Source organism: Ruegeria sp. YKSF131, from assembly GCF_059612645.1.
Map to the genome: position 1 here is coordinate 21,483 of NZ_JBXWQZ010000053.1, position 12,569 is coordinate 34,051.

Annotated in this window: 11 protein-coding genes; 4 read left to right on the forward strand and 7 right to left on the reverse strand. The window is 56.9% G+C overall.

Annotated elements, in window-relative coordinates; genetic code table 11:
* Positions 1 to 105 precede the first annotated feature (105 nt).
* From AC2FLZ_RS16815 to AC2FLZ_RS16835, 5 genes are all read right to left on the reverse strand, one after another.
* A complete protein-coding gene (locus AC2FLZ_RS16815; protein ID WP_496882451.1) occupies positions 106 to 1,293 on the reverse strand; it encodes a cytochrome P450 in 1,188 nt (395 codons plus the stop codon).
* Entirely contained in the window at positions 1,293 to 2,645 is a 1,353-nt protein-coding gene (locus AC2FLZ_RS16820) for a TRAP transporter large permease (protein WP_480478172.1), read from the reverse strand. Before AC2FLZ_RS16820 ends, AC2FLZ_RS16815 begins: the two co-directional genes overlap by 1 nt.
* Positions 2,642 to 3,148, reverse strand: coding sequence for a TRAP transporter small permease (locus tag AC2FLZ_RS16825; RefSeq protein WP_480521232.1), 507 nt, complete (start codon positions 3,146 to 3,148; stop codon positions 2,642 to 2,644). Before AC2FLZ_RS16825 ends, AC2FLZ_RS16820 begins: the two co-directional genes overlap by 4 nt.
* Before the next feature lie 57 nt (positions 3,149 to 3,205).
* Positions 3,206 to 4,225: a TRAP transporter substrate-binding protein gene (locus AC2FLZ_RS16830; protein WP_480476975.1), complete on the reverse strand. Its 1,020-nt coding sequence runs from the start codon at positions 4,223 to 4,225 to the stop codon at positions 3,206 to 3,208.
* Positions 4,226 to 4,295: 70 nt separating this feature from the next.
* On the reverse strand, positions 4,296 to 6,329 hold the full coding sequence (locus AC2FLZ_RS16835; protein ID WP_496882452.1) for an FAD-dependent oxidoreductase: 2,034 nt from the start codon (positions 6,327 to 6,329) through the stop codon (positions 4,296 to 4,298).
* A gap of 103 nt (positions 6,330 to 6,432) precedes the next feature.
* On the opposite strand from AC2FLZ_RS16835, the gene paaG reads away from it, so the two are divergent.
* Genes paaG through AC2FLZ_RS16855 form a run of 4 tightly spaced genes read left to right on the forward strand, consistent with a single transcriptional unit; the run spans position 6,433 to position 9,581 of the window.
* Positions 6,433 to 7,218 (forward strand): 2-(1,2-epoxy-1,2-dihydrophenyl)acetyl-CoA isomerase PaaG, encoded by a 786-nt coding sequence (gene paaG, locus AC2FLZ_RS16840; protein WP_496809293.1) that lies wholly within the window; start codon positions 6,433 to 6,435, stop codon positions 7,216 to 7,218.
* Positions 7,219 to 7,220: 2 nt separating this feature from the next.
* On the forward strand, positions 7,221 to 7,646 hold the full coding sequence (gene paaI / locus AC2FLZ_RS16845; protein WP_480547562.1) for a hydroxyphenylacetyl-CoA thioesterase PaaI: 426 nt from the start codon (positions 7,221 to 7,223) through the stop codon (positions 7,644 to 7,646).
* A gap of 24 nt (positions 7,647 to 7,670) precedes the next feature.
* Positions 7,671 to 8,981 carry a phenylacetate--CoA ligase PaaK gene (gene paaK / locus AC2FLZ_RS16850; RefSeq protein ID WP_480478164.1) on the forward strand — a complete coding sequence of 437 codons (1,311 nt, stop codon included), beginning with the start codon at positions 7,671 to 7,673 and terminating at the stop codon, positions 8,979 to 8,981.
* Positions 8,982 to 8,984: 3 nt separating this feature from the next.
* Positions 8,985 to 9,581 (forward strand): TetR/AcrR family transcriptional regulator, encoded by a 597-nt coding sequence (locus AC2FLZ_RS16855; protein ID WP_480478162.1) that lies wholly within the window; start codon positions 8,985 to 8,987, stop codon positions 9,579 to 9,581.
* A gap of 456 nt (positions 9,582 to 10,037) precedes the next feature.
* Here the strand turns inward: AC2FLZ_RS16855 and AC2FLZ_RS16860 are convergent, their stop codons facing one another.
* Entirely contained in the window at positions 10,038 to 11,435 is a 1,398-nt protein-coding gene (locus AC2FLZ_RS16860; protein ID WP_480521221.1) for a pyridoxal phosphate-dependent decarboxylase family protein, read from the reverse strand.
* Positions 11,436 to 11,557: 122 nt separating this feature from the next.
* A complete protein-coding gene (gene hpaD, locus AC2FLZ_RS16865) occupies positions 11,558 to 12,400 on the reverse strand; it encodes a 3,4-dihydroxyphenylacetate 2,3-dioxygenase (RefSeq protein ID WP_496882453.1) in 843 nt (280 codons plus the stop codon).
* Positions 12,401 to 12,569 lie beyond the last annotated feature (169 nt).

Here is a 12,569-nt window from a genome sequence, read left to right on the forward strand (position 1 = left end):
CTTAGTCGCGATCCCCGCGCTGCCATAGGCCGGTCTCGCGAAATCATATTTTAAACCGTACGGTCGGTCAATAAATTACCAAGCAATTTTCCCAAGCCGGGTTTCTCAGACCCGCGCGGGTAATCGTTCAAATCCCCGAAACCGGATACGCCCGCCCCGCTGGGCACCGTCGGTGATGCGATAGTCTGGAAAACGGGTCAGAAACCGGCCGACGGCCACCCGGCCCTCCAGACGCGCGAGGGTCAGGCCGACGCAGGTATGGGGCCCTCCGGCAAAGGCGTGATGCTTGTTGGGGCGTCTGTCCAAGATCATCTCGTCGGGCCGGTCAAACTGCCGTGGATCGCGGTTGGCCGCACCGATACACAGATGAACATCGGTACCAGCCGGAATGGTTTGACCGTGGAACGTTACATCAACAGTGGTCAGGCGATTGCCGAACTGGTTCGGGCTTTCCAGCCGCAGAAACTCGTCCACAGCCGGAACGATCAGGTTCGGGTCAGCCAGCAACTCCGCCCGCTTGTCGAGGTGCCGGTCCAACAGCTCCAATGCGTTGCCGATCAGGTTCGTTGTCGTCTCATGCCCTGCATTCAGGATGAATATGCAGTTCTGATACAGCTCTACCTCGGTCAGGCCACCATCCGTGTCGTCCTGGATCAGCCGGGTCAGGACATCCGTTGCCGGATCTCCGGGGTTGGCGCGGCGATCCTCGATGATATTCCGCAGGAAGTCCTTGAAGTCCGAGACCGAGCGGTTACCCCACTCTTCCTGCTCTGGCGTCAATTGCGGCTCCAAAGCACCAAGAATGGCCAGAGACCAATCGCGCAATGGCCCGCGTTCGGATCGTGGTATACCCAGCAGATTGCCGATGATCTCAATCGGGATTGCTCCGGCAAAATCCTCGATCAGTTCGACATTGCCTTTGACCTGCATCTCGTCGAGCAGCCCATCGACAAGCTGGATCAGACCCGGTTCCATTTGCGCCAACGCGCGCGGGTTCATCGCCCCGACCATCACCTTGCGAACACGGGTGTGCAGCGGCGGGTCATTAAACACCAAACTGGTGGTGTGGTGTTCATACAAAGGGCTGTCGACCCCGTATTTTGGACCAAATACCGCTTTCTTGTCCGATATGAACCGCGTGATGTCCCGGTAAATAAGGTCCAGATCCTCGTACCGAGACAGAATAACCGATCCGTCAGGCTGCCAGCAGACGGGCGTATCCTCGCGCAGCGCGGCGTAGGCAGGATAGGGATCTGTGTGATACCCGTCAGGAAGCGCGGTCAGAGAGAACATCAGTGCCCCATCGCCCCCATTTGTTCAGGCAGAACCAACACCAACCACGGCACCAGAACGATCAGGGCCAGCCGGAAGATATCCGCCACCCAGAACGGAGTGACACCCTTGAAGATTGTTCCGGTTGATACATCCCCGACCACACCTTTCAGAATAAAGACATTCAAGCCGACGGGAGGAGTGATCAGGCTGATTTCAGTCACCACAACCACAACAATACCAAACCAGATCGGGTCATACCCCAACGATGTGACCAACGGGAAGAAGATCGGCACCGTCAGCAGCAGCATCGACAGGGATTCAAAGACGCAACCCAAAATGATGTAGATTCCAAGGATCATCAGGATCACCACAAAAGGTTCAACGTCATAGGCCGTAACCAACGCGATGAGCGCTTCAGGCAGACCGGCAAGGTTGATGAAATTCGAAAAGATCTGTGCCCCGATCAGAACGGAAAACAATGCCGCGGCGGTATAGGTGGTTTCCTTCAGCACCTCAAAAGTCGACCCCAAAGTAAGCCCGCCTCGTGACAGCGCGATCAGGAAAGCGCCCATTGCGCCCATGCCTGCCGCCTCGGTCGGGCTGAAGGTCAGGTTCAGTGGATGAAAATCGAATGCACCGTACAATCCGCCAATCACCAGAAAGAACAGCAGCAATACGGCCCAGACTGAGCGCACCGCCGACAGACGCTCGGCCCAGCCGTGACGTTCACCCGCCGGTCCCGACTCGGGCTTGCGTGCGACGGTCCAGCGGACGGCGAGCAGGTAGAACAGGATGCCAAGCAGACCGGGAATGATACCCGCAACGAAAAGTTTTCCAATCGAGGTTTCGGTCAGCAGCCCGTAGATGACCAGGATCACCGAAGGCGGAATAAGGATACCAAGCGTACCGCCCGCTGCAATCGATGCCGTCGACAGCTCGTCGGAATAGCCATAGCGGCGCATTTCCGGCATTGCGACCTTGGACATGGTGGCCGCCGTTGCCAGAGACGAGCCGCAAATGGCCGAAAAACCTCCGCATGCCGCAACCGTCGCCATGGCGATACCGCCCCGGAAATGACCCAGAAAAGCATTTGAAACTGCGTAAAGCTCGCGCGCAAGACCACCTTTATTCACGAACAAGCCCATAAGGATAAACAGCGGGACGACCGACAGGCCGTAATCCTGCGCCGTGTCGGTGATCTGACGACCCACCATCGACATCGCGGCTTTCAGCCCACGCTCGGACAGGATGCTGCCACCGCGTTCATAGGCAAACCCAAGCGTTCCGACCAATCCCATTGCAAACACGATAGGTAAGCGCACCAGCACAAGAACAAGAACAAGAACAAAACCGATCAGGGCAGCGGTCATTGGTGGTGCTCCGACAAGGTATGGGGGGCAAGAAAGTGCAAAAAGCCGGTGATGACCATTGCAACAGCGGTGATCGCTATGAACCCCGAGATGAACCAGCCTACATAGAAGACAGGGATCGAAAGGTATTCCGTGACGTCCCCGTAATCCCGCGCGCGCTCGGCAAGTAGCCAGACACGTTGGATCGGCCAGATCAACATGACGCCGGACACCAGATACACGATCCCATCGCGCACCCGGCTTAACCGCAGGCGAGAAAACAGCCCATCCGTCAAGTCCACAGCGATTTGGCCCTTCCCTGCTGAGATCATCGGCAAGACCGAGAACACGAGGATGGCCATCAGGATCCGGGTCAGCTCTGTCGCCGCCTCGATCGGGGCGTTGAAGACAGAGCGCAGGATGACATCAAAGAATGTCATCACCATCAGGATGAATAGCGCGGCACAGGCCAGCAGCGTTGGCACGATACTGACGCGACGCGCAAAGGTCACGAGAGATTGCATAACGGGTCCCCAGCGGGTGAAATCGGCTGGCGGATCGCGTCCGCCAGCCCGACTGCGTTATTGCGCAGCCATTTCATTTACGATCATGTCGTAGGCTGCCTGGGCGTCGATGCCTGTGCCACTGACTTCGTCGATAACCTTGGCGCGTACATCCGCGGCAATCGCATTGAACTTTTCCAGATCTTCAGCGGATGCGGCATGGATTGCGTTACCTTCGGTGCCTTCGGTCTCTTCCCGGCCGATCGCATCGATCTCATCCCAGATCTTGCCAATTTCGCGGCTCAGCGGTTCCCCGAAAACGTTTTCTTCCAGCGCTGCCTGCAGATCGGCGGGCAGATCAGCAAAGGTGTCTTCGTTCATAATAAAGGCAAACGAACCGCGATACAGGCCGCCAGGGACCTCATAGACGTTCTGGGCCACTTCCGTCAGCTTGAAACCTTTGCGGGATTCAAAGGGCATGACGACGCCATCTGCGGCTTTGGAAGCCAAGGTTTCATACACTTTCGGTGCAGGAACCTGGATACCGGTTGCACCCAGCGCCGTGCCCACGTCACCACCAACACCGCCGGGGATGCGAACCTTGAGGCCCGAGACTTCGTCCAGTGTTGTTACCGGGTTGCTGGAATGCAGCTGAGCCGGACCATGTGTGTGCAAAGCGATCACTTTCACACCACGGTGTTCATCCGCTGCCTTCAAATGCGCGTCATATGCCCGCCAATACGCAACCGACGCAGCCTCGGCCGAGCCTTCGTATCCGGGAAGTTCGATCATCTTGGTGGTGACAAACCGACCCGGCTGATAGCCGTGGAATATGATCGAGGCATCGGCAGCGCCATCCATGATCAAGTCCATCTGCGCGGGGGGCGGGGCAAGGCCCAGCTTCAGCTCGGCGGTGACCTGACCATCGGTGGCCTCTTCGATCATCTCGACGAATTTCGGCCACATCTTGGCATTGATGCCATGGGTCGGTGGGGCCCAGCTGGAGATGGTCAGCGTATAGTCTGCCGCAAGCGCCACTGTACCTGAAACGGCCAATGCAGCTGAGGCAAGAAGTGTGCTCAACCTTGTGAATTTCATAGTTCTGTCTCCTCCCTGTGAAACATGAGTCAAGAATGCGTTAATGGTCACTTTTGTAACCATCAACTTGTTAATTGTCTCCAAGACAGCCCGCGACGCGCCATGAACCGGGGCTTTCCTTGGCTACGGTTTCCATCATTGCCTGCGTCGTGCTGGCACCGATTTCCTTGCAGAAGTTCATCGGACCGCCGCGCCAGCGCGGAAAGCCGTAGCCGTGAATTTGAACCATATCGACGGCTTCCGCGGACTCGGCGATCCCCTGCTGAATGATCAACGCGCCCTCATTGTCCAACACCGCCAAAATGCGCGACACGATTTCGTCCTGTGCGTATGCCCGCCGCGTTATGCCCTGATCAGCCGAGTAGGACTCGATCAACGCGTCCACTTCGGGATCACGGATCGGTTCGCGAGTACCGTCTTCATAGCGATACCATCCTTTGCCCGTGCGCTGGCCAAGACGACCCATCTCGCAAAGCTGGTCAGCAATCGTCACATAACGTTCGTTCGGGTCGCGGGTTGCTGCATTACGTTTTCGGTTGGCCCAGGCGATTTGGAGGCCGGTCAGATCTTGCAACTCGTAAGGCCCCATGGGCATCCCGAAAGCTCGCATTGCCTGGTCCACCTGATAAGGCAACGCCCCATCCGCCAGCAAATAATCGGCCTCGCGCCGATACGCAGCCAACATCCGGTTGCCAATAAAACCATCACAGATGCCCGACAGCACAGAAACCTTGCGAAGCCTTTTTCCAAGCGCAAACCCGGTGGCGACAACTTCGGGCGAAGTTTGCGGCGTATGCACGACTTCCAACAGCTTCATAACATGGGCAGGGCTGAAGAAATGCAGGCCAATACACCGCGATTGATTTTCGATACCCGCGAAGATATCGACTGGGCTCAGGTAAGACGTGTTCGTGGCCAGAATCGCGTCACGCTGCATATGGCGGGCCAATTCTGCAAAAACCTGTTGCTTGACTGACAAGTCTTCAAACACAGCCTCGATCGCCAGCTGAGCGTTCGCAGCTTCGGAGTAGCTGTCCACAGCTCGAAACGCAGCAAGGCGTTCCCGCAGCTGTGCTTCGGACATCTTACCCCGCTTGACCGCCCTCTGTAGCAGCCCCTCAACCCGGCTACGGGCGGCGGCAGCTGCATCCAAATCTCTTTCAATCAAAGTAACAGACAGCCCGCCACTCAGGGCAGCGGTGGCGATCCCTGCGCCCATCAACCCGCCACCGACAACTGCGATCCGGCTGATATCGCGCGGAGTAACTCCGGCAATCATGGAAGGTCTGGCCACCTTGCGCTCGGCAAAAAAGGCGTACCGCAAGGCGCGGCTTTCAGAGTTTTGACGCAGAGCCAGATGGCGCGCACGCTCTTTCGGCTGTGCGGCAGCAAAGGGTTCGGACGACCAGCTGAGCGCGGTCAGGTTTTCCGGCGGTGATTGCTGACCCCTGGCGCGTTTTATCAAAGCCTGACGGCTCGTCTCCAGAAGGTCAGACGCGAATTCGCCGACGGGCCTTTGACTGACAGGTGCCGGGCGCTTTGGCAGGTTGGCGACAAAGTCCAGAACAGCTGCCGTTGGGTTATCGGCAATCAGGTCAATTCCGCCGAGATTGGCCATTTCCTCGGCTTTCAGGGTTTTTCCCGAACAGGCGATGTCGATCGCTGCTTCCATTCCAACAAGGCGCGGCAATCGCTGCGTGCCCCCTGCCCCCGGGATGAGGCCCACATTGACTTCCGGCAACCCAAAGCTGGTGCCCGGCGCTGCGATCCGCCACGCGCAGGCCATGGCAATTTCAAACCCGCCACCTAACACGTTGCCGTGCATACAGGCGATAAACGGCACATTACTGTCTTCGATTTTCTGAACAACATCAGGCAAATGCGGCTCAACCGGAGCCGCATCAAACTCGGACATGTCACCGCCCGCGATAAATGTCCGACCGGCGCAGCACAGGACGGCAACCCGAGCTTTCTGAACTGCATCGACCGCGGCGGCCAGACCCTGCCGAACGCCCGTCGAGGTTGCGTTCACCGGCGGGTTGTCGACCGTGACCCAGGCCACGTCGCCCTTAAAGTCAACACTCACCAGCGACGGCTGCGACATTGGCAATCCCTTTGATCAGTCCAGATTCGGTTCGGGTTTATATATTGACCAACCGTTCGGTTAATGCAATGATTAAGTTGTCACGGGAACAGATGAGACTGCCATGAGCGATACGATCCTTGTACATGATCACGGAAACTGGGTAGAAATAACCCTGAACCGCCCCGACAAGCTGAACTCGTTCAATGAGGAGATGCATCTTGCCCTTCAGGACGCGCTGAAGAGCGCGCGCGAAAATGGTTCCCGCGCGATTTTGCTGACCGGCGCAGGGCGCGGTTTTTGTGCGGGTCAGGACCTTGGAGACCGCGATCCCTCGAAAATGGATGGCCCGCCTGATCTGGGCAAAACTGTACGCACTTTCTATGCCCCTTTGGTTCGACTGATCCGGTCTTTGGATTTCCCGGTAATTTGTGCCGTAAACGGCGTGGCCGCGGGTGCAGGCGCGAACCTTGCACTGGCCTGCGACATGGTTCTGGCCGGGGAAAGCGCAAAGTTCATTCAAAGCTTTTCCAAGGTCGGGCTGATTCCGGACACAGGCGGCAGCTGGCACCTGCCCCGATTGTTGGGCGAAGCGCGCGCTAAGGGGCTGGCCCTGACAGCAATGCCCCTAACCGCCAAACAGGCCGAAGAATGGGGGCTGATCTGGAAGGCGTTGCCCGATGATCAGCTGATGACCGAAGCACGCGCTCTTGCCACGCAACTCTCCAACGGCGCCACCCTTGGGTTGGGCCTGACCAAGCAGTGCATTCAAACAGCGGCCACCACATCCTTGTCCGATCAGCTTGAAATTGAAGCGGACGCGATGAAAACTTGTGGGGAAAGTGCCGATTACGCAGAAGGCGTGTCCAGTTTCCTCGAAAAACGCGCACCGCATTTTCAGGGAAGATGATGATGACCCCAAACGAACGTGCCCAAAAATCCGCGGCAGCGATGTGGGCCAATGACGAAGCCAGTAAATGGTTCGGGATGGAGCTTGTGGAGGTCGAAGAAGGGCGCGCTGTCCTGTCACTGACTGTTGCACCGCATCACTGTAACGGACACGGTATTTGCCATGGCGGCGTCACGCACGCTCTTGCCGACAGCGCTTTTGCCTTTGCCTGCAACAGCCGGAATGTTGCAACGGTGGGACAGCATACAATGGTCAGCTATCTCGCACCAGGACGGAAGGGTGACCGCCTGACGGCTACCGCGACAGAAGTGAACCTGTCCGGTCGCAGCGGTATCTACGACGTCCGCGTCATCAATCAAGACAATACTCTGATCGCTGAATTTCGCGGCATGTCCCGCGCCGTTGGCGGCCAGAATTTTCAAGAATAGTTTCGTGACTGGAGGAGTTACGCGATGGAAGACCTTACCCCCAACAAAGCGGACCTGGACCCGATCGAAATCGCCTCGATCGACGAAATTCGCGCCACGCAGCTTGAGCGCCTGAAATGGTCCGTGCGTCACGCCTATGAAAACGTTCCGATGTACAAGCAGCGCTTTGACGAGGCTGGCGTGCATCCCGACGATCTTCAGCAGCTTTCGGATTTGTCAAAGTTTCCGTTCACGTATAAAAACGACCTGCGCGACAACTATCCGTTTGGTCTTTTTGCGGTCCCGCGCAGCGAGATAATTCGCCTGCACGCGTCTTCCGGCACGACAGGCAAACCGACAGTGGTCGGTTACACAAAGAATGACATCGACAATTGGGCTGACCTTGGCGCGCGCTCTCTTCGGGCGTCTGGGCTGCGCAAGGGCGACATGGTGCACAATGCCTACGGCTATGGGCTGTTCACCGGTGGGCTAGGTGCCCATTACGGGATCGAACGCCTTGGCGCGACTGTCGTCCCGATGTCGGGCGGGCAAACCGAAAAGCAGGTCAATCTGATCAACGATTTCCGTCCTGACGGTATCATGGTTACACCCTCCTACATGCTCAATATCCTAGAACAGTTCCACAAGGCGGGTCTCGACCCACGTGAGAGCTCGCTGAAGGTTGGCGTTTTTGGCGCCGAACCCTGGACTGACGCGATGCGGGCCGAGGTCGAGGCAGCCTTCGACATGCACGCCGTCGATATCTATGGCCTGTCCGAGATCATGGGCCCCGGAGTCGCCAATGAATGCGTTGAAACAAAAGACGGACCTGTAATCTGGGAGGATCATTTCCTGCCGGAAATCATCGACCCGGCGACCGGAGAAGTCCTGCCCGATGGCGAAACCGGAGAATTGGTGTTCACGACTCTGACCAAAGAAGGGCTGCCGATGATCCGCTACCGCACACGCGATCTGACGTGCCTGCTGCCGGGGACAGCAAGGTCAATGCGCCGGATGGCAAAGATCACCGGTCGCAGCGACGACATGATGATCCTGCGCGGCGTCAACGTCTTCCCCAGCCAGATCGAGGAACAGGTCATGGCAACGGGCGGTCTTGCCCCCTATTACCAGATCGAGCTCTATAAATCCGGTCGCATGGACGCCATGCGGGTCTTTGTTGAATCCTCCCCCGATTCCACCGACGAGCTGTCAAAAACGGCCGCTGCTCGGATGCTGACCAAGCGGATCAAGGACGTCGTTGGCGTTTCAACCGAAATTGTAGTAGGGGACCCCGGCGACGTCGAACGCTCTCAGGGCAAGGCGAAGCGCGTTGTAGACAATCGCGATAAGGACTGAGCCGTGGCCCGGACAATTGCTAAAGACCACGACCAAAAGCGAGAGCAGATCCTGAAGATGGCGGCAAAAGTGTTTGCCGACCAGGGGTTTGACCGTGCTTCGATGACCCTTTTGGCCAAAGAATGTGGGATCTCGAAAGCAAACATATACCACTACTATGACAGCAAGGATGCTATCCTGTATGACATCCTTGAAACGTACCTGCGTGAGTTGCGGGACCGGATTTGCAATGTTGATCTGGACGGCCTTAGCCCCGAACAGAAACTGCGCAAAGCAGTGCGCGAGATCCTTTTTGCCTATCAGGGTGCAGATGACGAGCACCGGGTTCAGATCAGTGGCATGAGCGCACTGACCGAGGAACAGCAAAAAAGGCTACGGGGCTATCAGCTTGATCTGGTGAACTTTGTACGCGACATACTTCTGGAGTTGTCCCCCGGTTCTTTTGACGGAGCCAAGGACAAGCTTCGGGGAGCGACGATGTCAGTCTTTGGCATGTTAAACTGGTATTACATGTGGAACACCGGCGCAGGCCCCAAAGCCCGCGAGGATTATGCCGATCTGGTGAGCACCCTGACCATGCATGGTGTGCAAAAGCTATAGGCGTGCCCCCTTGGGGAAAACACGCTTGGGGCTGGTCACGTGTGTTATTCTGAAATCTCAGGTCAGACTGGTCGGCTATCCTGAGGCGCGCCAGTAAAGACCGCGACAGCGGCGAGCGCGCGGCCACCTTTTTACTTCTTGCGCACCTTCAGATTGTCCAAAAAGAGCCGTTTCGCTGCCATGACCTCTTCGTCCGACATGTTTGATCTGTTCAATTCAAGAAAGTACTCTGCGGCACCAGCCGTTTGAACATCTGACCTTCCCCCCGGTGGTCCCTCAATCAGAACGAGAGGGTGCGGGTTCGGTTTTCTTAGTCTTCAGTTTGGGCAAACTCACCTGTGGCGATAACCTCATACGGGCTGGAAAACTCGGGGAAATCACCATTCAGAGTGATCGCACCATCCTAGGTAATCGCGCGAAAGACGGTATCCCTTGCAGCACTTAACGTTGCGAATTTCATGGCAGGCTCTCCCAGACATCGCGGATGACATCAGCGGCCATCAGCACGTCATCGCGGGATGTGTCGAATTGCCCAACCTGAAAGCGGATGATCTTGCGGCCATCGAACATGCCTTGCGTCAAGTAAATTCGGCCATCGTCATTCAGCGCATCCACCAGCCGCTGCTGCGCGGCGTCATCCCCAGGACAGCGAAAGGAAAACAGGCTCAGGATTGGGCCGGTGGTGACCTCAAACCCCTCCATCGCGCCGATCTTTTCTGCAAGTTCATTGGCCCAGAGCACATGGTTGCGAATACGGTCCCGCAACCCGTCGAGACCGTATGATCGCAACAAGAACCAGATCTTCAATGCCCGGAACCGACGACCCAGGGGGATGGTCCATTCCGAATAATTCGTCACCTCTGCCCCAGTGGTCTTGAGGTATTCCGGTTCGATCTTAAGCGTGTTGAGCTGTGGCGCGGCGTCCCGCAGAAACTGGATCGCGCAATCGAACTGCGCACCCATCCATTTATGGGGGTTGAAGACAATGCTGTCGTAACGGTCCGCCCCGGGCCAAAGGGCCTCACGAAACTCGGGGCAGATCATCGCCGACCCCGCCCAGGCCGCGTCTAGATGTGTGTAGAGGTCGTATTTTTGCGCAATCTCAGCGACCGCTACCAGATCATCGCAGGCCCCAACCCCGGTACCGCCCGTAATTGCAATGATACCGGCAGGCACATACCCAGCCGCGATGTCACCCTGAATTGCGGCGTCAAGAGCCCCTGCATCAATCGCAAAGGTCGGACCACCTGTAGGCAGTTTCACCAGATTGTCCTGACCAATCCCCGCAACCCAGCAAGCCCGATCAATCGACGAATGCACCTGATCTGAGCAGTAAATGCGCAGCGCGCCCTTGGCGTTCAGGCCTTCGCGGTTGCCGGTAAACCCTGTTGCCCGTTCCCGCATTGTCAACACAGCCGACAACGTGGCTGATGATGCGCTGTCCTGAATAACTCCGGTCATACCTTCCGGCAATCCAAGCGCTTGCCGCAGCCAATCGACCATGACACCTTCGACTTCAGTCGCAGCTGGTGAGGTCTGCCATAACATGCATTGCGCCGCGATTGTGGTCACCAGCATTTCAGCCAGCATCGACGGGGGCGCTGCATTGGCCGGGAAATAGGCAAAGAACCGGGGGTGTTGCCAATGAGTAATACCCGGCATCACGATCTGTTCGAAATCGGCCATGATGGCTTCCATCGGCTCGCCACTATCGGGGGGCGATACCTTTAGCTGGGCCGCGATTTCTCCTTGTGTGGTCTGTGCGCGAACAGGGCGCTCGGCAAGAGTTCTGTGATAGTCGGCCGCCCATTTCGAAATGTGCTGACCCCAATGCGAAAACGTGTCCCAATCCATGCGCAAGCCTTCTTTTGTAACTGAGCACCAATTCGTCCAGTCCCCGACCTTACCTGTTCGGCTCGTGGACTAAAGCCGAACAGGTGTGCATTTTTCAATTGAAAAGGTCCCAGGTTCTGCCTTCAGACCGAAAAACTGACATTCGCCTGACCTGTGCCAGAGCTGCCGAAGTAGGGGGTGTAGATGTCGACCTCACCCTTGTAGCTGCCCCAGCCCAGAGCTCCGAACAGCAAAGCAGTGTCATTCATGGCGCATTCGCCTGTACATTTCTTTGCATAGTCTGGAAGCATCTCAAGAAACTCTTCAAACCGTCCCTGCTCCCACATCTCCAGCACGTGCATATCCATCTGGCGGTTGAACTCGCCGTTTACCGCATTCAACCCTTCGACCGAGCGTTCATTGGGCGTAAAGTCATGGCTGAGTGAGCCGGATGCCATTACGGAAACCTTCCGGTCGGAACGTCGGATACCTTCGGCAATGGCCTCACCCCAGATGCGGTTTTCCTGGATCGACGAGAACTGGTTGACTGCAACAGGCAAAACGCGGGCATTCACCCCTTCGTTGATGAAATGCATAGGCAGAAGGGTGCCATATTCCATGCCCATATCGGGGTGCGAATGGCCAAGTGCCCGCTCACCGCGCTCGCGCAGAACATCAAGGATGGTTTCCCCCAACGCGTGATCCCCGCGATAATCAAACTCCATATCCGCCAGCATATGTGGCAGTTCGTGGCTAATGAAGCGGCCTTTATGGTGCTCTTTGGTATTCAGGTGAAACCCCTGATTGGTGATCCAATGAGTGTCGAACACAAGGAACGTCTCGACCCCGCGATCTATCGCGTCCTGGCGCAGGCGCGCATAACCATCAATGGCAGACTGCCGGATGCCTTTGTATTTTGGCATCGTATGGGACATCCAGATACTTGGCACATGCGTAATCTTCGCGGCTTGTACGATCTTTCCCATGACAGTTCCTCCTCGTGTTTACCGACGTTTGTGTACCAGAGCCATTGCCCGAGTTCACTTCCCCAGCTTCATGATATTGTGTTTTCCTGTTGCGAAGCCGACGTGTTTTTGTTCCATGTAGAACTCGAAACTCCAGTCGCCGCCGTCGCGGCCGATACCGGATGCCTTG

Bases quoted from the DNA above. Each gene is read 5' to 3' on its own strand.
- paaI (WP_480547562.1), top strand. From the start codon at position 7,221: ATGACCCCAAACGAACGTGCCCAAAAATCCGCGGCAGCGATGTGGGCC.
- paaG (WP_496809293.1), top strand. From the start codon at position 6,433: ATGAGCGATACGATCCTTGTACATGATCACGGAAACTGGGTAGAAATA.
- AC2FLZ_RS16820 (WP_480478172.1), bottom strand. From the start codon at position 2,645: ATGACCGCTGCCCTGATCGGTTTTGTTCTTGTTCTTGTTCTTGTGCTG.
- AC2FLZ_RS16815 (WP_496882451.1), bottom strand. From the start codon at position 1,293: ATGTTCTCTCTGACCGCGCTTCCTGACGGGTATCACACAGATCCCTAT.
- paaK (WP_480478164.1), top strand. From the start codon at position 7,671: ATGGAAGACCTTACCCCCAACAAAGCGGACCTGGACCCGATCGAAATC.
- AC2FLZ_RS16835 (WP_496882452.1), bottom strand. From the start codon at position 6,329: ATGTCGCAGCCGTCGCTGGTGAGTGTTGACTTTAAGGGCGACGTGGCC.
- AC2FLZ_RS16860 (WP_480521221.1), bottom strand. From the start codon at position 11,435: ATGGATTGGGACACGTTTTCGCATTGGGGTCAGCACATTTCGAAATGG.
- hpaD (WP_496882453.1), bottom strand. From the start codon at position 12,400: ATGGGAAAGATCGTACAAGCCGCGAAGATTACGCATGTGCCAAGTATC.
- AC2FLZ_RS16830 (WP_480476975.1), bottom strand. From the start codon at position 4,225: ATGAAATTCACAAGGTTGAGCACACTTCTTGCCTCAGCTGCATTGGCC.
- AC2FLZ_RS16825 (WP_480521232.1), bottom strand. From the start codon at position 3,148: ATGCAATCTCTCGTGACCTTTGCGCGTCGCGTCAGTATCGTGCCAACG.